This window comes from Marinobacter salsuginis (assembly GCF_009617755.1).
Taxonomy (GTDB): domain Bacteria; phylum Pseudomonadota; class Gammaproteobacteria; order Pseudomonadales; family Oleiphilaceae; genus Marinobacter; species Marinobacter salsuginis.
In genome coordinates, this window is record NZ_BGZH01000003.1 from 209,311 (window position 1) to 227,922 (window position 18,612).

General features: G+C 57.5%; 18 protein-coding genes and 1 tRNA gene. 9 read left to right on the forward strand and 10 right to left on the reverse strand.

Going from position 1 to position 18,612, the window contains the following annotated elements; all coding sequences use genetic code 11:
- The first annotated feature begins 107 nt into the window (after positions 1-107).
- Positions 108-575: an Lrp/AsnC family transcriptional regulator gene (locus tag GJU83_RS15065; protein ID WP_069185031.1), complete on the forward strand. Its 468-nt coding sequence runs from the start codon at positions 108-110 to the stop codon at positions 573-575.
- A gap of 359 nt (positions 576-934) precedes the next feature.
- Here the strand turns inward: GJU83_RS15065 and GJU83_RS15070 are convergent.
- Positions 935-1,025: transfer RNA gene (locus GJU83_RS15070), tRNA-Ser, on the reverse strand.
- A gap of 205 nt (positions 1,026-1,230) precedes the next feature.
- Between GJU83_RS15070 and GJU83_RS15075 the strand changes: the two genes are divergently transcribed.
- Together GJU83_RS15075 and GJU83_RS15080 are read left to right on the forward strand one after the other, a co-directional pair.
- Positions 1,231-1,761, forward strand: a complete 531-nt coding sequence (locus tag GJU83_RS15075) for an isochorismatase family protein (protein WP_069185030.1) — start codon at positions 1,231-1,233, stop codon at positions 1,759-1,761.
- Between the two features lie 67 nt (positions 1,762-1,828).
- Entirely contained in the window at positions 1,829-2,488 is a 660-nt protein-coding gene (locus GJU83_RS15080) for a cupin domain-containing protein (RefSeq protein WP_069185029.1), read from the forward strand.
- A 28-nt stretch (positions 2,489-2,516) separates the two neighbouring features.
- Here the strand turns inward: GJU83_RS15080 and GJU83_RS15085 are convergent, their stop codons facing one another.
- The 6 genes from GJU83_RS15085 to GJU83_RS15110 form a co-directional block, all read right to left on the reverse strand.
- A complete protein-coding gene (locus GJU83_RS15085; RefSeq protein ID WP_069185028.1) occupies positions 2,517-2,882 on the reverse strand; it encodes a DUF7352 domain-containing protein in 366 nt (121 codons plus the stop codon).
- 110 nt (positions 2,883-2,992) lie between these two features.
- Positions 2,993-3,892 carry a LysR family transcriptional regulator gene (locus GJU83_RS15090; protein ID WP_069185027.1) on the reverse strand — a complete coding sequence of 300 codons (900 nt, stop codon included), beginning with the start codon at positions 3,890-3,892 and terminating at the stop codon, positions 2,993-2,995.
- Positions 3,893-3,910: 18 nt separating this feature from the next.
- Entirely contained in the window at positions 3,911-4,528 is a 618-nt protein-coding gene (locus GJU83_RS15095) for a flavin reductase family protein (RefSeq protein WP_069185026.1), read from the reverse strand.
- Positions 4,528-5,724, reverse strand: coding sequence for an MFS transporter (locus GJU83_RS15100; protein ID WP_069185025.1), 1,197 nt, complete (start codon positions 5,722-5,724; stop codon positions 4,528-4,530). Before GJU83_RS15100 ends, GJU83_RS15095 begins: the two co-directional genes overlap by 1 nt.
- A gap of 3 nt (positions 5,725-5,727) precedes the next feature.
- A complete protein-coding gene (locus GJU83_RS15105; protein WP_069185024.1) occupies positions 5,728-6,555 on the reverse strand; it encodes a CheR family methyltransferase in 828 nt (275 codons plus the stop codon).
- A 37-nt stretch (positions 6,556-6,592) separates the two neighbouring features.
- Positions 6,593-7,522, reverse strand: a complete 930-nt coding sequence (locus tag GJU83_RS15110) for a chemotaxis protein CheV (protein WP_069185023.1) — start codon at positions 7,520-7,522, stop codon at positions 6,593-6,595.
- 188 nt (positions 7,523-7,710) lie between these two features.
- On the opposite strand from GJU83_RS15110, the gene flgA reads away from it, so the two are divergent.
- From flgA to GJU83_RS15125, 3 genes are all read left to right on the forward strand, one after another.
- Positions 7,711-8,412 carry a flagellar basal body P-ring formation chaperone FlgA gene (gene flgA, locus GJU83_RS15115; protein ID WP_069185022.1) on the forward strand — a complete coding sequence of 234 codons (702 nt, stop codon included), beginning with the start codon at positions 7,711-7,713 and terminating at the stop codon, positions 8,410-8,412.
- A gap of 176 nt (positions 8,413-8,588) precedes the next feature.
- Positions 8,589-8,915: a flagellar biosynthesis anti-sigma factor FlgM gene (flgM, locus tag GJU83_RS15120; RefSeq protein WP_069185021.1), complete on the forward strand. Its 327-nt coding sequence runs from the start codon at positions 8,589-8,591 to the stop codon at positions 8,913-8,915.
- Positions 8,916-8,922: 7 nt separating this feature from the next.
- Entirely contained in the window at positions 8,923-9,393 is a 471-nt protein-coding gene (locus GJU83_RS15125) for a flagellar protein FlgN (RefSeq protein WP_069185020.1), read from the forward strand.
- 30 nt (positions 9,394-9,423) lie between these two features.
- Here GJU83_RS15125 and GJU83_RS15130 read toward each other — a convergent pair whose 3' ends face one another.
- On the reverse strand, positions 9,424-10,173 hold the full coding sequence (locus GJU83_RS15130) for a cyclic di-GMP-binding domain-containing protein, MshE-related (RefSeq protein WP_069185019.1): 750 nt from the start codon (positions 10,171-10,173) through the stop codon (positions 9,424-9,426).
- Positions 10,174-10,391: 218 nt separating this feature from the next.
- Between GJU83_RS15130 and GJU83_RS15135 the strand changes: the two genes are divergently transcribed.
- From GJU83_RS15135 to GJU83_RS15145, 3 genes are all read left to right on the forward strand, one after another.
- Complete coding sequence (locus tag GJU83_RS15135) at positions 10,392-11,012, forward strand: peptidylprolyl isomerase (RefSeq protein WP_069185018.1); 621 nt, start codon at positions 10,392-10,394, stop codon at positions 11,010-11,012.
- Positions 11,013-11,016: 4 nt separating this feature from the next.
- Positions 11,017-12,900 carry a bifunctional tRNA (5-methylaminomethyl-2-thiouridine)(34)-methyltransferase MnmC2/FAD-dependent 5-carboxymethylaminomethyl-2-thiouridine(34) oxidoreductase MnmC1 gene (gene mnmC / locus GJU83_RS15140; protein WP_153634635.1) on the forward strand — a complete coding sequence of 628 codons (1,884 nt, stop codon included), beginning with the start codon at positions 11,017-11,019 and terminating at the stop codon, positions 12,898-12,900.
- Positions 12,901-12,973: 73 nt separating this feature from the next.
- Positions 12,974-13,606 (forward strand): CBS domain-containing protein, encoded by a 633-nt coding sequence (locus tag GJU83_RS15145; protein ID WP_069185016.1) that lies wholly within the window; start codon positions 12,974-12,976, stop codon positions 13,604-13,606.
- Positions 13,607-13,620: 14 nt separating this feature from the next.
- On the opposite strand, the gene GJU83_RS15150 is transcribed toward GJU83_RS15145, so the two are convergent.
- Positions 13,621-16,371 (reverse strand): hypothetical protein, encoded by a 2,751-nt coding sequence (locus GJU83_RS15150; RefSeq protein ID WP_069185015.1) that lies wholly within the window; start codon positions 16,369-16,371, stop codon positions 13,621-13,623.
- A gap of 143 nt (positions 16,372-16,514) precedes the next feature.
- Positions 16,515-18,551 carry an NAD-dependent DNA ligase LigA gene (gene ligA / locus GJU83_RS15155; RefSeq protein ID WP_069185073.1) on the reverse strand — a complete coding sequence of 679 codons (2,037 nt, stop codon included), beginning with the start codon at positions 18,549-18,551 and terminating at the stop codon, positions 16,515-16,517.
- Positions 18,552-18,612: the final 61 nt, after the last annotated feature.

Sequence of the window (18,612 nt, forward strand, 5' to 3'; positions counted from 1 at the left end):
ATGTTAATTCCGACAGCCTGAAAATACCTTGCTATTCACACTACAAAATTGAGATAAAATGAAATAGTCTTTTAATAGATAGTTTTTTAATGAATGGATCTTTCTAAATGTTCAAAATTGATAGAGTGGATGCCGATATTCTCGATATGCTCCAAGAGAATGGAAGGCTATCCAATGCCAAGGTAGCGGGGCGACTTTCGATAAGCGAAACGCCATGCTGGCGTCGATTAAAGCGACTTGAGGAGAGCGGAGTAATCGCCGGGTATCAGGCAGTCCTGGATCGGCGAGCGCTAGGTCTGGGTGTCTTGGCGTTCGTCCAGCTAGGGTGTAATGAGCATAGCGAGGAAACAACAGAGGAATTTCAACGGATTATTCAATGCAGCCCGAACGTTCTTTCTTGCCACAATACGACTGGCGAGGCTGATTTTCTTCTCCAAGTCGTTGCTAAAGATCTGGATGATTACAGTCGCTTCGTCGAACGTGTATTGCGGCGATTGCCAGGTGTTACGAGCATCCGATCCAACGTCTCCCTGCGCGAACTAAAGTCGTCCAACAGGCTACCGATACCGATTTAGATGGCGGAAATTGAAGAGGTCTCAATGTTCGCTTTGCGACCTTAGCAAACATTCACGGTCCGCGGGTATCCACCCTATCATGAGCACATTCTGGCTCAAGAAACTGATCAACCGGTACCGGTACTAAACGCTATCAGCGAGAGAATGAAAGGCTGATTTTCTGAGTGAAAATTAGCGCTTTGGTATGGCAAAAAGGGAGGGATTATTCGGGCCTGCGGCCCTCACCCCTTCGGGGCCGTCGTCGCTTTGCTCCGACGTTCCTCAGCCTGCTTTGCAGGCTTCGGTCGAACCGCGAGGGTTCTTTCTACCCTCCCTCTCCGCCAATAAAAAACCCCAGCATCTCTGCTGGGGTTTTGTATTGGCGGAGAGGGAGGGATTCGAACCCTCGAAACGCTATTAACGTTTACACACTTTCCAGGCGTGCGCCTTCAGCCACTCGGCCACCTCTCCAATAAACTGTTTCAAATCAGCGATGTCGTCGCTCATTTGAGGGCGCAAACTTTAATGGTTTTATGGGCGGTTGGCAACTCCCTGGCGGAAAATCGTCGAAAAAATTACTGCCTGGGCGGTTTTGTGTTTACCGGTTGAACAGATTCAGGGCTATCGTTAACACAATGCCGACAGGAATCATCAAAGCAATCGGGAGATAATAAAAATGCTGATGAAAGCCGAGCAATCGACACTGGTGCTAATCGATGTTCAGGAGAAGCTGATGCCCGCCATCAGCCACGGTGATGAAGTGGTGGACCGGTGCATCGTTCTGGCCACCATTGCCGGGCTTATGGAGGTTCCTGTGTTGGGAACCGAGCAATTGCCTGACAAGCTTGGGCATAACGTTGAAGCCATTCGGGAACTGTGTAACACGACTCTGGCCAAGCACCATTTTGATGCCTGCCCGGATGGTCTCGTTGATCAGCTACCCGAGGGCCGACAGCACATTGTCATAGGCGGTTGCGAGACCCATGTCTGTATGATGCAGACCGCTCTGAGCCTGATTGATGCGGGTTACAAGGTCTGGGTGGTGGCGGATGCGACCGGGTCCCGTAACGAGTTTGATCGCGATGTTGCGCTGGACCGCCTCAGCGAGAGCGGCGCAAGGATCGTAACGCTTGAAATGGTCGCGTTCGAGTGGATGCGCCATTGCAAGCATCCGCAGTTCCGGAACATCCAGGCCCTGATCAAATAGAGGCATCCACTGTGCAGCTACATACGTAGACAATCGCTTCAGTCACAGGTGGTTTTCGAGGTTCACAATGCTCAATATGGACTTTTCCAAGAAGGTTGTCGTTCGCACCACCGAGGAGGAGTGGGTTCCCAGCCCCGCGGGAGGTGTTCTGAGAAAGCCCCTGGCCCGTGAGGAGGCCGAACGTGGGCATGCCACCAGCGTCGTCCGATACGAGCCCGGAGCCTCCTTCAAGCGACACGAGCACCCCCTGGGCGAGGAGATCCTGGTTCTGGAAGGCGTGTTTTCCGACGAGACCGGCGATTATCCGACCGGCACCTATTTGCGCAATGCGCCCGGCAGCGGACACGCCCCGTTCAGCAAGGAAGGTTGCACCCTCTTGGTCAAACTTCATCAGTTCGATGAGCGTGATCAGTCGACGGTGCGCATCGACACCCGCAATACTCCGTGGCTCCCGGGTATCGGAGGGCTAGAGGTAATGCCTCTACACGAGTTCGAGCACGAGCACGTCGCCCTGGTGAAGTGGCCGGCCAAGGAGATCTTTCAGCCCCATCGGCACTTCGGCGGTGAGGAAATTTTTGTGCTGTCCGGGGAATTCTGTGACGAGCATGGGCGCTATCCCGCCGGCACCTGGATTCGCAGCCCGCATATGAGTCAGCACCACCCGTTCGTGGATGAGGAAACGATTATCTGGGTAAAAACCGGTCATCTACCGATCGAAGCGCATTAAAAAAGGGCCCCGGAGGGCCCTGAAGAGGCTAAGAGATCGCTGTGCGTTGCCAGTTGTGCCTGCTGAATGCGTCGTTGCTTGCGCCCTCTGACACCGGGCTGAAGAGTGCCTCTTCGTCCGCAGGGACCGCAAACACGTGATACGCCTCAGGGCCAAATGGATCCAGAGCGGTGTCGACATACTCGAAACTGTCTGGCACGGGTTCACCCGAGAAAGCGACACGGAACTGGCGATCCAGGGTCGGTGTGGTCACGCTCAGGGGCTGCTCTACCCAAAGGTAAACGGCCTTGTGGGGCACGATGTATTCGCTGCGCACCACCCTGTAACCCTCTTTGAGCGTGAGCGTGGTCGGCTCCTTGCCCGGTTCCAGACGGAATTTGTGGATGGTTTTCATAGCTGCTGCTCCTCTTCGGGTTGCTGCCTTTCACAACTCCATCATGGACAGGAACAGGAATCGATAAAATAAGCTTTTGTGAGCTTTTAACTTCGACATTTTCGATGTACTTAGGCTTCTCTGCTGTCAGCATGCGCCTCAACGATCGCCCGAACACCTTCGTGGGCAGTTTTTCGGCCCCGAGTGATGGCAAACAACTCATCCATTACCTCGTCGATTGAGGCAATCTGCTCTACCTCATACTGACGACACACCTCCTCACGGATTGATGTTGGTGCGGCAAAAACGCCATAGCCCTGGCTGCCAAACACTTTGATCAGGGCGCTATCGTCGACACGGGCTACGAGTTTCATGCGGACCCCGTTCAGGGAGAACCAGTTCATCAACCGCTCGAAGTAAGGGGCGTCGGTGGCGTTGGCCAGCAGCGGCTGGCCATTGAGGGATTCCGGAAACCCTTTCCTCAGCTTTTTCGCGAGCTTCGGTGCGGCATACAGACTCATGCTGGACCCCGAAAGGGGATGCACTGTGAGGTTGCCATCTTCTTGCAGTTTCGGCATGCGGTCAGTCAGCACAAGGTCCAGCTCCTTGCGCTTCAGGCTCAGCACCAGGTCCTCGGTCCGGCCCGTCTGGCATTCCAGCTGAACGGAGCGCTCACCTGCCATAGCCGGTTGCAACAGGTAATAGGCAATCAATTTGTGAATGGAAGCCGATACGCCGGCGCGCAGGGTCAAGGGACGCTCGGAAGGATCAAGCCGGAGGGTTTCAGCAAGCTCGCCAGTCAGGGCGAAAATATCATCGGCGTAGCCGAGAATCAGCCGGCCAAGGTCCGTGAGAATAAGCTTGCGTCTCTCCCGGGAAAACAGGCGACCACCCACCGACGCCTCAAACGTCGCCAACTGACCGCTGAGCGTCTGCGGAGCCAGCTCCAGGACCTCGCTGGCGCGCGCGATCGACCCTTCCCTACTGATTACCCAGAAATAATACAGGTGGCGAAGATTCAACTGTTCCATGGATCTGCCCTGTCAGCGTCAGGAGGGCCGCGGAATTTTGAGAATCTCACCGAAGGTGACATATTCGCTACCACCCAGGCGGCCAATGGGATCAATCGCAGCGCCGTCGAAGGTCAGACGATTCTTGTCATCGTAACGGGCCGCCGCATCCGATACCCAGACCCGGGTAACCTTCCCGAATACCAGCGACTGCGGCGCTGCACCAATTTCCTTGATGTCATAAAGCTCGCAGGCAAAGGCGACGTGACAGTCCTTGAGCCGGGGCAAGCCTGTACCCTCGAAATCCACCAGCTCCAGATCAAGATTTTTGAGCTCCGATTCGCCATGGGGCAGCGTTCGTGAGGATTCCGTAACTGCGGCGGCGAGATCCCGATGGGCGATGTGAACCACAAAATGCTTTCTTGCCTCAATGTTGACCCGGGTGTCCTTGGAAACACCCTCCGCCGGCTTTTTACCAACCGAAATCATCAGCAGGGGTGGATTGCTGGTAATGGGCGTGAAAAAAGAGAACGGCGCCAGATTGAAGTCGCCGTCCGGATTTTCACTCAGCACCCAGGCCACCGGTCGGGGGATAACCGTCTGGGTCAGGATGTGGTAGGCGTCCTTCGGATCCATACCCTCGAAATCTATCAGCATTATTCTCTCCCTTTGACGGCGGCTTCGGGCGCTCGTTCGCGCAACAGCCACAGAGTCATCAACAACCCGTGAATTATGAGGAATGGCACTGCAACCATAACCAGGCCGCCCCACCCCAGCCAGCTCAGAATAGCGCCGGCAGACAGCGCAGCGGTGGCCTGGGAGCCAAAGACCATCATGTCGTTCAGACCCTGAACCCGGAAACGTTCGGCATCCCGGTACCCCCGGGGCAGCAGCGTTGTGCCGCCAACAAAGAGAAAATTCCAACCGACACCGAGTAACAGGAGCGCTGAAAGGTAATGGTGAAAACTCACGCCACTGGCCGCCAGGCCGATGCAGCCCAAATACGCCAGCAATCCCGCGGCCATCATCAGCGGTATGCCCACAACTCGGGTCAGCCAGCCGCTGATCAGCGAGGGTAAATACATGGCCATGATATGAAGCTGGATCACGCGCTTGGCGTCGTCCAGATCATGCCCGGCCATCTCGGTCATACTCAGCGGCGTTGCTGTCATTATGAAACTCATCACCGCATAGCCAATGGCGGCCGCACTGACGGCAGCCCAAACCAGTGGGTTGCCGAGAATTTCCCGCAAGGGACGCCCTCCGCCAGGCCGCGTTTCCTGTACTCGCTCAGCGCCGGCCCGGTAGCCAGCACCAAGAATCAACAGGGCTGCGGCCTGAACCACGGCGAGCCCAACCCAGCTGATCAGAAACGGATACCGCTCGGCTGCGCCGCTTCCCAGCCCTGCCACTTCCGGCCCGAGCCAGGCCGCGACCAGACCACCCAGCAGCACACGGGCGGCGGCAGAGCCGGCCATACCCTGTGCCACGGATTCCATGGCGGCAAACCGGTATTGGTGAACGACCGCAAGGCCGGTACCACCGACCACTGCCGCCAGACACAGCAGTGAAAACAGACCGGACCAGGAGGCCAACGCTCCGAGAAGACCGGCGAGGATGCCCATGACCGCACCGAGCAGCATCACGCGCTTGCGGCCCATGCGTTCCATCAACCAGGTTGCAGGTTTGATGGCCAGTACAGTACCGACTACCACCAGACCGACGGGCAGCGTTGCATATTCAGGCGCTGGAGCCAGCAATCGTCCCTGGATGCTGCCGATAAACACAATAAAAGGCGCGGTGCACATGGCGAGCGCCTGGGCAGCAACCAGGACCCAGACATTAAGGGGCATGGGCTACTTTTTCCTGTAGATGATTCCGGGATGGCACTGCACCATCTCGTAGAGGTGAGGCAAACCGTTCAGCGATTCGGAGGCACCCAGAACAAGGTAGCCGCCGGGATTCAGGGTGGCGTGCATCCGGGTAAGGATGTCCTTCTTGAGATCTGCGGAAAAATAGATCAAAACATTCCGGCACATCACGATGTCGAACTTGCCGAGCATGTAGCGCTCAAGCAGGTTCAATTCCTTGAACTCCACCATACTCCGGATTTGCGGCTTGATTTGCCAGCCGCCATTCAGGGACGGGGTGAAGAACTGCTTTTGTCGCTCCGGTGACAGGCCCCGGCCAATGGCGATCATCTCGTATTCACCCTTGCGGGCGACTTCCAGAACGCTTTTGGAGATATCCGTGGCCGTGATTTTCACGTCGCGAAGCTTCCCGGGCCTCGCACGCCGGAATTCTTCCACGATCATGGCGATGGAGTAGGGTTCCTGACCTGTTGAGCAGGCCGCCGACCAGATACGAAGGGGTTGGGCGGTTTTGCGCTCAGCGAACTCGGGAAGCAGTTTTTCCTGGAGAATCCGGAAAGGGTGATTGTCGCGGAACCACAGGGTTTCATTGGTGGTCATCGCATCGATGACCACCTCCTTCAGGCCGCCCCGCCCGGGACGCTTGAGGCGATCAAGGAGTTCACCCAGGGTATTCAGACTGTTCTCTTCGAGAATCCTGCGCAGCCTGCTTTTTACCAGGTACTGTTTGTTCTCGCCGAGTAAAATCCCACAGGCATCCTGCAGGAACGATTTGAAGGCTTCATATTCCTGTGGCGTTATTTCCGCTTTCATTGGATCTCTGTTCTGAGTGAATCTTCGAGCGGCGCCATCAACCCTGGTCGATGATCTCCATTACCCGCTCCGCCAGCTCGTCCGGACTGAACTTTGCCATAAAGTCGTCGGCCCCGACCTTCTTCACCATCGCCTGATTGAACACACCACTGAGGGAGGTGTGCAGCATAACAAACATATCGGATAGAGCCGGGTCATCTTTTACTTTGGTTACCAGCGTATACCCGTCCATTTCCGGCATCTCGACATCAGAAATGATCAATGAGAAATGGTCTTTCGCACGGGAGCCGTCCGCAGTGATTTCTTTCAGATACTCGAATGCCTGCTTGCCATCATTTTTAAGCACAACCTCCATGCCTATTGCCGTCAGGCACCGCTGTATCTGGCGACGTGCGACAGAGGAGTCATCCACTACCAATACCGGAAGATGCCCGGGCACCCGCTCTGCGCTCTTGCTCAGTACAGCCTCGGTCACGTCTTCACCAAGCGGAGAAACTTCCGAAAGAATCTTTTCTACATCTATGATTTCTATAAGCTTATCATCAATTTTTGTTACAGCGGTAAGATATACATCCTTGCCTGCCCCTTTCGGTGGCGGCAGAATTTCCTCCCAGTTCATGTTCATGATCCGCTCAACGCCGGTAACCAGGAAGCCCTGCGTTTTGCGATTGTATTCAGTGATGATTACGAAACTGGTCGCCAACTCGTCCTGGGGAATGCCGGGCAAACCAATAGCCATGCTTAAATCGATAATGGGAATCGTCTCACCACGACTATGAGCGACGCCACGAACTACCGGCCGACTATTGGGCAGCGACGATAGCTTGGGGCACTGCAGGACCTCTTTCACTTTGAAGACGTTAATACCGTATATCTGCCGTCCCCTCAGGCGGAAAAGAAGCAGCTCAAGACGGTTTTTCCCGACCATCTGAGTGCGCTGGTTAACACTGTCCAATACCCCTGCCATTTCGATTCTCCTGGCCTGCCGGAATTACAACGGCATATATCTTGCTGGTCACTGAATAATAGCGTGATTGACGGAAAGCCGTCATATCAGCGGCGGATTAGCCCGTTTAACGGCCACTGCCATCGAATCCTTAGCCGGATTCGGGCTTTTCTGCCTTGTTGTTGACAGCATAGGACAAACTGCTACGTATGCGCACCACCAAATTGGCTCTGATACTGCTAATGTCTTGCTTGAGCGCCCCGCTGCTGGCTGACACAACCGCTGAACAGATTCGCCAGGCGACACTGGAATTTCTTGACGGCTTCGCCAGAGAACAGGCCGCAGAAGGCTACACCGTATCCTTTGAACCGGGCTCCATCGACGACCGACTTGCACTCGCGGAATGCGAGAAGCCCTTGAGTGTCGAATTCAGTGGAGATCCCTGGAAAAGCACCAGCCCTTCGATGCAGGTGGCCTGCGAAGGATCAAGGCCCTGGCGGATGTTTGTGACGGCTTCCGTTTCCATCCACGGGCCGGCCCTTGTGGCGGCAAGACCGCTGACACGGGGAGAACGGGTAACCGAAGGCCTCCTGACCAAGCAGTCCGTTGAAATCAATGCCTCCCGGCGCGGCGTCATTACCGACGCGCAACAGGCCATTGGCATGGAAGTGCGCCGGTCGGTCAACGCAGGCTCGCTGATCACGCCGGATATGCTCTCCGCGCCAAATGCCGTGGAACGGGGCGACCATGTTATCATCACCGCCAAAACGGGCGGATTCTCAGTGCGTTCGCGCGGGAAGGCCCTTGCCAGCGCAGGGGTTGGCGAACAGGTTCTGGTTGAGAATCTGCGATCCTCCCGCACTATCAAGGCCAGCGTTGTTGCGCCAGGTCATGTCGAAATCCCGATGTAAGCCCGGCTCGGCATGAGCTTGCCGGTGCGGCAAATCCCTGCCGGAAACCCGGTAGAAAAAAAGAGACGAAAAAACTACTGAAAATTACTAAAGGTTTTCGCGGCCCCGCCGTTAAGAAGACATAAACTCGAGTAAGCGCTGCATTCACGCGGCGCGACAGGCAAGCAGGTACAGATATGTCAGTTGACTTAAATGGAATTGGCCCCGGCCAGGTCAACACCCAGAGAACCACGGCCGACAAAAGCGCCGGCACCCAGAATACCCAGCCGGCGACCAACGAACAGGCGAAAACCCAGGCCCAGGGTGCCCGGGGCGAGAACGTGAGCCTGAGCAATCAGGCCAAGAATCTCAAACAGCTTGAACAGAAGCTGGGCGATTATCCGGAAATGGATGACGACCGCATCGAACAGATCCGCTCCGCCCTGGAGAACGGAACCTACAAGATTGACGCCGAGAAACTGGCCCAGAAAATGCTTGAGATGGATGAAAGCATTTTCGGGTGAGTAAACCATGGCCGCAATCGATGATCTGAAGACCCTTCTTTCCCAGGATGTCAGTCAGCTGGAGACGCTGGCTGATATTCTCGAAAAAGAAAAGACATGCCTTGCCAGTTCCGACCTCCGACAGCTGGAAACTCTGACCAAAGAGAAAAACGAGCTTCTGGGTGCCGTTCGCGAACGCGCCAAACAGAAAATCCGGACATTGGTCCAGATGGGATACCGCCCGGAAGGCGGCGAGCCTTCCCGTTTTATCCGCAGCGGCGGCTTTTCTGAGCTGTTCCAGCTCTGGCAGGAAGCGGATCAGAAACTCCGGGCCTGTCAGACGCTGAACCAGACCAACGGTCGGGTGATAAGCCATTTGCAAAAACGCCTGTCCCGGCTTACCGACATCTTCCGTGGCGCCACCGGTCAGCAAAAGCTGTACGGTGCCCAAGGCCAGCAGACCACAGTTTCCAGCAGCACAGTGCTTGCCAGCGCCTGAGCAGGGCCCTGGCAGGCAACGCTTTTTACTTCATCGGGTATAGATTGTCATCTGGGAGTCCGGATGGAAGCGGATGTCGTGGATACTCACGTTACCCATTGAGGCACCCTGGCTACCGCTGACCCGGATATTGTCCATGCGGATTTCCTCGATGCGCTCGGGGAACGCAAGCATCAAGGCGCCATCCTCCCTCACCCGATAGCGCGGCTCCCCCTCGCGGTAGTGGACACCGGAAATGGTCAGGTCCGAGTCGAGGAAGTTGAGGACCGGTACAAAAATATTGGCGGTAAGTTTCAGCCCCTCGATGACATCTGGGGATCCGTCTGCGCCCTGTTCGCCGTCACCCGCCGGATTCTCAACCATATCGCGTACAATACCGATACGCTCCAGCAGGTTCGGGTCTCCCTGACCTGAGACGGCCGCCAGCTCAGTCTCGCTCAATGGAGCGAGCTTACCGCGCTCATACAATTCACCAGCCTCCAGCGATGCCTGGGACGCTTCGGCCGAATTGCTCGCCGCAAAGGTGACCAGGGGCTGGAATGGCAGCGTTACCGCTGTGACGAGCGCCGCAGCGTTGCGATACCGGGACTGGTGCTTCAGGACCCGGTGAAGTTCTTTTTCGCTGATCCAGCCGGCCTGGATGAACACCTCACCCAGACGCTGTCCGGTTTCGCGCTGGAGCTTCAGGCCCTCATCCAGTTGTTTCTCGGACAGGTAGCCGCGATTAACAAGCAGCCGCCCGAGGCGTGACTTTTCTTCAAATCCCTGACGGATTCTCACCCAGTGTCTCCTTTTGAACAGTGAAAACCGTACAACCCGGCTCGGCTAATGTGATCCATGCTTTCCGATACCCGGAATGTTAGACGATCACAACGCAATGTGCGTGGATACAGTCATCGTTTTACCATCCCCTTCTGGTAAGATCTGGCACCTGATAACAGAATTCGCTGAATTGTCGCAGCTAAAACGCCTGCGCATAACACAGAGAGCGGTTGCAAATGACAAACTTGGTAAAACCCCTGAAAACTGTGACACCCGTACTGCTGATGGCTCTCGCCTTGCTGGTGCCGGCCTCCTGGGCAATGGCCCAGACCAATGAGCAGCCCGCCAACGAGCCACTGCCAATCGTTCGCATGGTGACCAGCGAGGGCGTAATCGAGCTCCAGCTGCGACCGGATGTCGCCCCGGATACGGTTGCCAATTTCCTGCAGTACGCCCGGGAGGGTTTCTTCGACGGCACCATTTTTCACCGCGTTATCCCCGGATTCATGATCCAGGGCGGCGGGTTTACCGAGGAGCTGTCCCGGAAATCGACCCGCGCCCCGATCCGCAATGAAGCCACAAAAACCCTGCCGAACCTTCGTGGAACCATTGCCATGGCGCGAACCAGTGCGCCGGATTCTGCAACGTCACAGTTCTTTATCAATCTCACGGACAACGGGTTTCTGAATGCCGGCGTCCGCGGCCCGGGCTATGCGGTTTTTGGCAAGGTCACCCAGGGCATGGGTGTTGTCGATGCCATCGCCCGCAAACAGACCACCCGGAAACAGGGCATGGCCGACGTGCCGGTGGAACCTGTGACCATCGAAACCGTCACCGTGGTTGAATCCGAAGGCTGACACCGTGAACCGGCAATTGCAGCCCCCTGCGATCGAGCCAGCTGAACTGGTCTGGCACGACGGGGTCCCGGAATCAAAGCGGTTTGGCGATGTTTACTTCAGCCGGGACAACGGCCTGGAGGAAACCCGCCACGTTTTTCTGCAGCATAACCAGTTGCCGGAGCGCTTCACGCAGATTCCCCGGGGCGGGAGCTTTGCTATTGCCGAAAGCGGTTTCGGAACCGGCCTGAACTTTCTGGCAGCCTGGCAGGCCTGGCGCCACCATGCGCCAACCCATGCTGCTACCCTGCATTTTGTCTCGGTGGAACGTTTCCCACTCACTCGGGAAGACCTGACCCGCGCCCTCGCCTTGTGGCCCGAGTTAAAGGTGCTCGCTGACGAACTGCTTCTGCATTACCCACCTCTGGTGCGAGGGGTTCACCGACTGGTTCTCGACGGAGGGCGGGTTCGACTGACGTTGTTTTTCGGCGACATCAATGACGCCTGGGAAGCCCTGGATTTTAAAGCCGACGCCTGGTTTCTGGACGGCTTTGCTCCGGCCCGCAATCCGGACATGTGGCTGGAGAACACCATCCGCCTGGTTCGTGCCCATAGCAGGCCGGGCACAACGCTGGCTACCTTCACTTCCGTCGGTCGGATCCGTCGGGCTTTCCTCGAGGCCGGATTCCACATGGAGAAAACCTCAGGGTACGGCCGCAAGCGGGAAATGCTGAAGGGAGTACTTGAGGCGTCGGCCCGGGCTGAACCCGAACAATCCGGGAGCATCGCCATCATCGGGGCGGGCATTGCAGGTTGCACGCTGGCACGAAATCTCGCCGAGCGGGGTCTGCCCGTCACACTCGTTGATTCCCATGGGCCGGGGAACGGCGCGTCCGGAAATGCCCAGGGCGCTCTTTACGTAAAGCTGGGAGTTGAGTTCAACGACCAGACCGAACTGGCCCTCACGGCCCTGACCTTTGCCCAGCGCTTTTACAACAACTGGCGCAACCAGTACTGGCATCCGACTGGCTTGCTGCAGTTGGCCCACAGCCCCCAGGAAGAGGGCCGACAGGCGAAATTTCTCGATCGAAACGAATACCCCGGGGATATTCTATGGCCGGTGAACCGGGATCAGGCCAGCAAACTTGCCGGCGTTCCGACGCAAACAGGCGGTCTCTGGTTTCCCGGCAGTGGCTGGCTCGAGCCGGGAAACCTGTGCAAAGCACTGGCTGACCACCCGCTGATATCGACCGCGTTCGGTGCCACCGTCAGCGGGCTCCAGCCCTGCAACGGGCAATGGCACATATCCATGGAAGACGGATCGCCCATCGTGGCCGACCGCGTGGCCATCTGCTCGGGTCATCTCAGCCCGGAACTCATTCCGGCAGAGGGGCGCTTTCGGCTGAAAGCAATACGGGGCCAGGTTTCACACCTTCCGGCACCAGCCATTATCAGCCCCAAGGCCGTTATCTGTGGCAACCGGTACCTGAATCCGACGCTCGGTGAGATCGCCGTGACTGGAGCCACCTTTGATCTTCGCGACAACAACCCGTTGCCGACGATCGAAAGCCATAACGAAAACATGCAGGAACTCGGCTCAATGCTGCCGTCCCTGTTTTCTTCCACAAGCGAAAAACCCGGTGGCGCGGATCTGGACGGCCGGGTCGCCTTTCGATGCACCACACGCGATTACCAGCCCGTCGCCGGCCCGGTATTCGATGGCGAAAGCGCTTCTCTGGATGGTCTCTTTCTCTTCACCGGCCTCGGCAGCAAAGGCCTGACCTACGCTCCGCTGCTGGCCGAGTATCTGGCGGACCAACTGACCGGGCAGCCTGCCTGCCTCCCGGCGAACCTGGTCAGACGGCTGGAAACACAGCGTCTGTACCAGACTCATATGGCGGTTTCGTAATAAACTACCTCTGAAGTTTCCGGTCAGACTGCCGTTAACCTTGGAAAGAGTGGCATAGTCACGGAGAGAGCCCATGTCCATTTATGTCAGCGAACCCGGCCGACCGGTCGGCACCCGGCTACCGGAGACATTCCGGGCAAGGCCCGTGGGCGATGTCACGGAGCTGGCAGAAACCAAGGCGATTAATCCCGGCAGGAGCGAGGCAACAGACGCAGAGTTTCAGCAGGCGGCTAATGCCGGTCGGTACAAGGCTTTGGAGGAATATGGGGCAGCGGCAGCCGGCGAGCGTCGCGAAGATCGCGCTTACCTGCCCGTATCCCGTATTTCATCACCGGCACTTTACTCGGTGCAGGCTTCAGCAACCATTTCCGAAGCGCTGTCAGTGATGGATGAGCATCAGGTTCATCACCTGGTGATCATGGCGGAAAACAACGTGGCTGGCCTTGTTGATCTGCGCTGGCTCCTTGGTTGGCTGCACGAACACGAGGCCAATGCCATGACCCAGAGCCTGGTTCACATTGAGCTTCCCGCCTTTCTGACGGCCTCTCCCGAAACCGATGCCCACCAACTCGCCAGGCTGATGCTGGCCCATCAGCTCAATGCCGCACTGGTGGTAGACGCCAGTGGCGCAGCCGCGGGCATCGTAACCAGTACAGACTACCTCAAGCTATACGCCAGCTCTGGGCGACACGAGGGGACAGTTTAGCGCCCCCGGGCCAGCTAGTTCAGTGGCGTCAACAGCTGACCCTCGGGGCTGAACAGGAGCACGTACCAGTCACTGCCGGTTCTGCTGAGCGCGACGATCTCATCCTCCCGGTAATTCGTCAGAGCGAGGATTTCCGAGTTGTCCACGGCAAGCTGATAGCGCCAGTCGTTTCTGAACCCGGTGTCTTCACCCTCAGTCTCCGCTTCCGGAACCAGCGATACCCGGGCAACGATGCCCTGCTCCATACCCGACACAACGCCTTCACTGGCAAAATCTCCGTCCGTGGACCCTGCAACAACTAAGTCACCATCGAAACCGGTCAGGCCCTGAAGTGTTTCAGTAGCCTGGTCGTTCTCATCATTCAGGGAAAAGGCACGACTCACGAGGCCTGAGGAGGAGTAACCCAGAAGGAACCCTGCCGTACTGGAAAGCGGCTCCCGCTCCAATTCAGGGTCCTCTTCTTCCTGCTCCAGCACAGAGTACGCCCCGTCACTGGCGCCTATCAGCCAGAGCGTGCTGCCCTGGAACAGCCCATTGGATACCGGTTCATCCCCGGCAGTGCCCACCTGTTTGACACTGAGTTCGCTGGTTGCACTGGACGCGGTGTAGAAGAATGCATCAATGCCTCCTATTACCGGAACGCCTTCAACAGAGCCCGCCGCGGAACCAAATAACCCCGGGCTGATAGACTCGATACTGCCGCCGGCGACGCTGTCATCGGCAGCCGACCCCACCTGGCGGGTCCAGGCCACCGCAGGCTGCTGGGTATTGCCGTCCAGCTCCGTATCAATACGCTGCAAAAAGCTGTCCGTGCCGCCCGCTGCCTGCTGCTGATCAAAAACACCATCGGTTTCCCCTGCCAACACCACATAGCCGGTGTCCCGGTTGATTCCGGCCCAGCGCACCTTATCGTCGGCATCCGTCCCGGTCCGGCTCGTCCAGGTTAGAACGTATTCGCCACCGTTGGAGGCGGAATCAAACCAGTACAGGGAGGTTACAACATCCTTGCCACCGAGTGCGGTGGTGCCCGCGACCGGTTGATCGGTGCTGTACGCGACGACAAATTCAAATCGGTCTACTCTGGTGCCACCCTCGGTCACCTTACGCTGTACCACGTTAATGACCGGATCTGGCGACATCAGGCTGTCACCGGCAGAGGAAATGGCCACCTGCTGTAACTGGGCACCGCGCTGGTCGAAAATCCGCACCAGTACCCTATTGTTATCCTGAGTGTCGAAGCCTGCGACAAACAGCCTGCCGTCGTGCCCCATGGCAAGGTCCGTGGCAACAAAGCCATTACCGCCGCTCAGCGCGAGGGGCGTTGTCAGTTCGTTGAGGCTGATACGGAGCAGGTTGTCAGATGCAGCCCGGGCGTAGTCCTCGCGGCCAGCCTGGAAACTCTCATTGATGCCAAGCAATATGAATCGGTCACTGAAGGCCGGATTGGCGTAGCTGCCCGCGGGCACCCGGATCCGGAATGGCACTTCGTCGGTTCCCTCGGGGAAAACCAGCTCGTCGTTCTCAACCCAGTTGCCGCCTTCCAACCGCTCGATAACGAACTCGGAATCAAGCCTCGCCGTAGAGTCTTCGGTATGGCTGAGTTTGGCAAAAATATCCCGGTCTCTGTCGCCGGAAAGCGTGGCAACATACTCGCGCACATCACCCACGTTCAGGGTATCCCTGCCCCCACCTTTTACCGTTTCGAGGGACAGGACAGGCTCGTTATCCTGAATCGAAAGATTGGTGACGACGCCACCGTTACCGCTTCCGAGGCCCGCCAGACCGGAGCGCACTTCTGTGAGAGCCAGCCTGAGGGATTCAACCGGCTCAGCAAAACTGTCCTCGACCACTTCCAGCGGCAGATAACACTCGGTAATACCGGGCTCAAGGGTGATGACACCCCGGGTATAGAAGCCCTGCTCATCGAGCTCATAGTCGATGTAGTCGAGTTCATTCTCACCGGTTTCGTCCAGCGGCACCGGACTGTTACTGCCCAATCCAACGATGTCCTTGCCCAGAATGGCATCACCAGCGTTGGAGGCACTGTAATCGCAATTCTGGTGTGGAGGCGAGAATCCGACGTCGCAGCTGGAGGCGTCATAATCGGACAGCAGCTCAAAGGCGACCGCAACCCGGGTAACCGACGGTTGATCGAGGATTACCTTGACGAAAACGCGGCGCGTCGGAAGTGTCAGATCTTTGGTGCCGGAGACCGAGCCGTCGTCGTTGTAGAGATTAATGGTAAAACTGTGCTCACCGCCGGTCTCCAGATCCGGCAAGGCGCATTGTTCGCGATTGCTTGCCGGAATCTTCGGGCTTTCGCCCTCCGTGAACGGCTCGGCATCCAGGGACATCACGTTGTATTTAACATCGATATCAAACGGTTGGGCGCCCGCCATGCGGCCATCGGTTGTTACCAGGTTGATATCTTCGGTTTTGCCCAGGTCTGCCTCTCCCCTGCTACCCCCTGTAAGCCCAGGAACGCCACGCATTATGATGCCCTGCCGGGCTTTGTTATTGGTGTCTTCGAGCGCCAGCCAGGACGGCGCGTTGGTCAGGGAATAGTCAAGGATGTCCTCGCCACCGTAAGCCCCGAAGTTGTAGGAGTACTCAACGCCGAGATAGGCAAACACCGGGGGCACGCCGAGAATGGTGGGCTGATCGGGATCTTTTTCCGTCTTGCAGCCAGCGAGCCCGAGCGAAAGCAGGGCCAGAAAGACAAGTTGGCGAACGGGATGAATGCGGGAGTAAAAATCGGCGCCCATGGAAAAATCCGTTTCAATCGTTGTTATTGTGGTAGCGACCGCCGGGTGAAGCAGAAACACCGGGCGGTTTACACACCGTTACAGAACAACGCCATGGTAGCCAATTTGTTACGCAGGGGATCTGCGCGAGTTCTCAGATTCGGTTAGCCCGCATCCACGCCATGCTCCTGCAGCAGAGCAACCAGGCCCGCCTCATCCAGGACAGGAACCTCCAACTGTTCGGCCTTCGCCAGCTTGGAACCCGCGGCCTCGCCCGCTACCACGCAGGCGGTCTTTTTGGAGACGCTTCCGGCCACCTTGGCTCCCAGAGACTCCAGCTTTTCTTTGGCTTCGTCGCGAGTCATTCCTGAGAGCGTGCCCGTCAGCACCCAAGTCTGGCCCTTCAGGGGCTTGTCCCCTTTCTGGATCTGCTCTTCCTGCCATTCCACGCCGGCGTCCCGCAGGGCATCCAGGGTTTCCCGGTTATGGGTCTGTTCGAAGAAGCTGCGGATATGACCAGCGACAATCGGCCCGACATCGGGAACTGACTGCAGGCTTTCTTCATCGGCGGCGGCAATGGCCTCGAGAGTCCCGAAGTGCGAAGCCAGGCCCTTGGCGGTGGCCTCCCCCACCTCGCGAATCCCAAGCGCGTATAGAAAACGCCATAGAACGGGTTTTCTGGCTTTATCGATGGCAGCGACCAGGTTGGCGGCCGACTTCTCCCCCATCCGCTCAAGTTTGACCAGATCATCGGTGGTCAGGTGATAAAGGTCGGCCACGGTTTTTACCATGCCCTGATCAACCATGATGTCGATCCATTTGTCACCCAGCCCTTCAATGTCCAGGGCTTTCCGGGAAGCATAGTGACGGATGGCTTCCTTGCGTTGGGCCGGACAGAACAGGCCGCCAGAGCATCGGGCTACCGCTTCCCCTTCAATCTGGATAACGTCGGAATCGCAGACCGGGCAATGGGCGGGCAATTCCACTTCCCTGGCGCCCGAGGGACGCTTTTCGGGAACCACCTTGACCACCTGAGGTATCACATCACCGGCGCGACGGATAAACACGGTATCGCCGATGCGAACATCGAGCCGGCGGATTTCGTCCATGTTGTGGAGAGTGGCGTTGCTGACGGTCACGCCACCGACAAACACAGGCTTGAGACGGGCCACCGGGGTAACGGCACCCGTTCGACCCACCTGGAACTCCACATCCTCAATAACGGTGAGCTCTTCCTGCGCCGGGAACTTGTGGGCGATCGCCCAGCGCGGCGCCCTGGAGACAAAACCCAGGGCATTTTGCTGGTCAAGGCGGTTCACCTTGAACACTATGCCGTCAATTTCATATGGGAGCGTGTCCCGCTTTGCCATTAGCTCGCTGTAGGCCTCAAGGCACTCCTCCACGCCTTTCGCCTTGCGCATCTCGGGATTGATCCGGAACCCCCAACTCTGAACGCGCTGGAGGCCATCCCACTGGGTATCGGGCAACAGGCTCTCGTCCGTCACGGCAACACTGTAGGCGCACATTTCCAGCGGACGCTTCGCCGTGACCGTGGACTTTTTCTGCCTGAGACTGCCAGCTGCTGCGTTGCGAGGATTAACGAAGGTTTTCTCTCCGCGCTCGGCCAGTCGACGGTTCAGTTGCTCGAAACCGTCCTTGGGCATGTAAACTTCGCCACGGATCTCTACAAGATCCGGCACATCTTCGCCCCGCAGCTTCAATGGCACCGAAGGAATCGTTCGGATATTGGCGGTGATGTCCTCTCCGGAGTAACCATCACCCCGGGTGGCGGCAGTGGTGAGGGCGCCATTCTCGTAGTGCAGACTGACCGCCAGCCCATCGAGTTTGGGTTCGCACACGTATTCCACATCTTCGCTGATGCCCAGCCGGTCCCTCACCCTCCGATCGAATTCCCGCAGTTCATCCTCATTGAAGGCGTTGTCGAGCGACAGCATGGGCAGCCGGTGAACCACCTCCTCAAAACTGGTTTCCGCGGCACTGCCAACTCGCCGGGTGGGCGAGGTATCTGAGGCCAGCTCCGGATAATCGGCTTCCAGGGTCTGCAGCTCACGGAACAGCCTGTCGTATTCCGCATCGGGAATACGGGGGTCGTCCAGCACGTAATACCGGTAGTTGTGATCATCAATAACCGAACGGAGTTCTTCTACACGCTGGGTAATATCGGGCGTGGCTTTGCTCATGGACTGGCACTCTCGTTTCTCAAAAAAATGCCCGGAGCGAACCGGGCATCGGGCCATCTGT

What these genes read in the sequence shown, in the direction of transcription:
- GJU83_RS15150 (WP_069185015.1), bottom strand. Translation starts at nt 16,371, where the DNA reads ATGGGCGCCGATTTTTACTCCCGCATTCATCCCGTTCGCCAACTTGTC.
- GJU83_RS15075 (WP_069185030.1), top strand. Translation starts at nt 1,231, where the DNA reads ATGCTGATGAAAGCCGAGCAATCGACACTGGTGCTAATCGATGTTCAG.
- GJU83_RS15145 (WP_069185016.1), top strand. Translation starts at nt 12,974, where the DNA reads ATGTCCATTTATGTCAGCGAACCCGGCCGACCGGTCGGCACCCGGCTA.
- GJU83_RS15135 (WP_069185018.1), top strand. Translation starts at nt 10,392, where the DNA reads ATGACAAACTTGGTAAAACCCCTGAAAACTGTGACACCCGTACTGCTG.
- GJU83_RS15090 (WP_069185027.1), bottom strand. Translation starts at nt 3,892, where the DNA reads ATGGAACAGTTGAATCTTCGCCACCTGTATTATTTCTGGGTAATCAGT.
- GJU83_RS15110 (WP_069185023.1), bottom strand. Translation starts at nt 7,522, where the DNA reads ATGGCAGGGGTATTGGACAGTGTTAACCAGCGCACTCAGATGGTCGGG.
- ligA (WP_069185073.1), bottom strand. Translation starts at nt 18,551, where the DNA reads ATGAGCAAAGCCACGCCCGATATTACCCAGCGTGTAGAAGAACTCCGT.
- flgM (WP_069185021.1), top strand. Translation starts at nt 8,589, where the DNA reads ATGTCAGTTGACTTAAATGGAATTGGCCCCGGCCAGGTCAACACCCAG.
- GJU83_RS15095 (WP_069185026.1), bottom strand. Translation starts at nt 4,528, where the DNA reads ATGCTGATAGATTTCGAGGGTATGGATCCGAAGGACGCCTACCACATC.
- GJU83_RS15105 (WP_069185024.1), bottom strand. Translation starts at nt 6,555, where the DNA reads ATGAAAGCGGAAATAACGCCACAGGAATATGAAGCCTTCAAATCGTTC.
- GJU83_RS15100 (WP_069185025.1), bottom strand. Translation starts at nt 5,724, where the DNA reads ATGCCCCTTAATGTCTGGGTCCTGGTTGCTGCCCAGGCGCTCGCCATG.
- GJU83_RS15085 (WP_069185028.1), bottom strand. Translation starts at nt 2,882, where the DNA reads ATGAAAACCATCCACAAATTCCGTCTGGAACCGGGCAAGGAGCCGACC.
- GJU83_RS15080 (WP_069185029.1), top strand. Translation starts at nt 1,829, where the DNA reads ATGCTCAATATGGACTTTTCCAAGAAGGTTGTCGTTCGCACCACCGAG.
- GJU83_RS15065 (WP_069185031.1), top strand. Translation starts at nt 108, where the DNA reads ATGTTCAAAATTGATAGAGTGGATGCCGATATTCTCGATATGCTCCAA.
- flgA (WP_069185022.1), top strand. Translation starts at nt 7,711, where the DNA reads ATGCGCACCACCAAATTGGCTCTGATACTGCTAATGTCTTGCTTGAGC.
- GJU83_RS15125 (WP_069185020.1), top strand. Translation starts at nt 8,923, where the DNA reads ATGGCCGCAATCGATGATCTGAAGACCCTTCTTTCCCAGGATGTCAGT.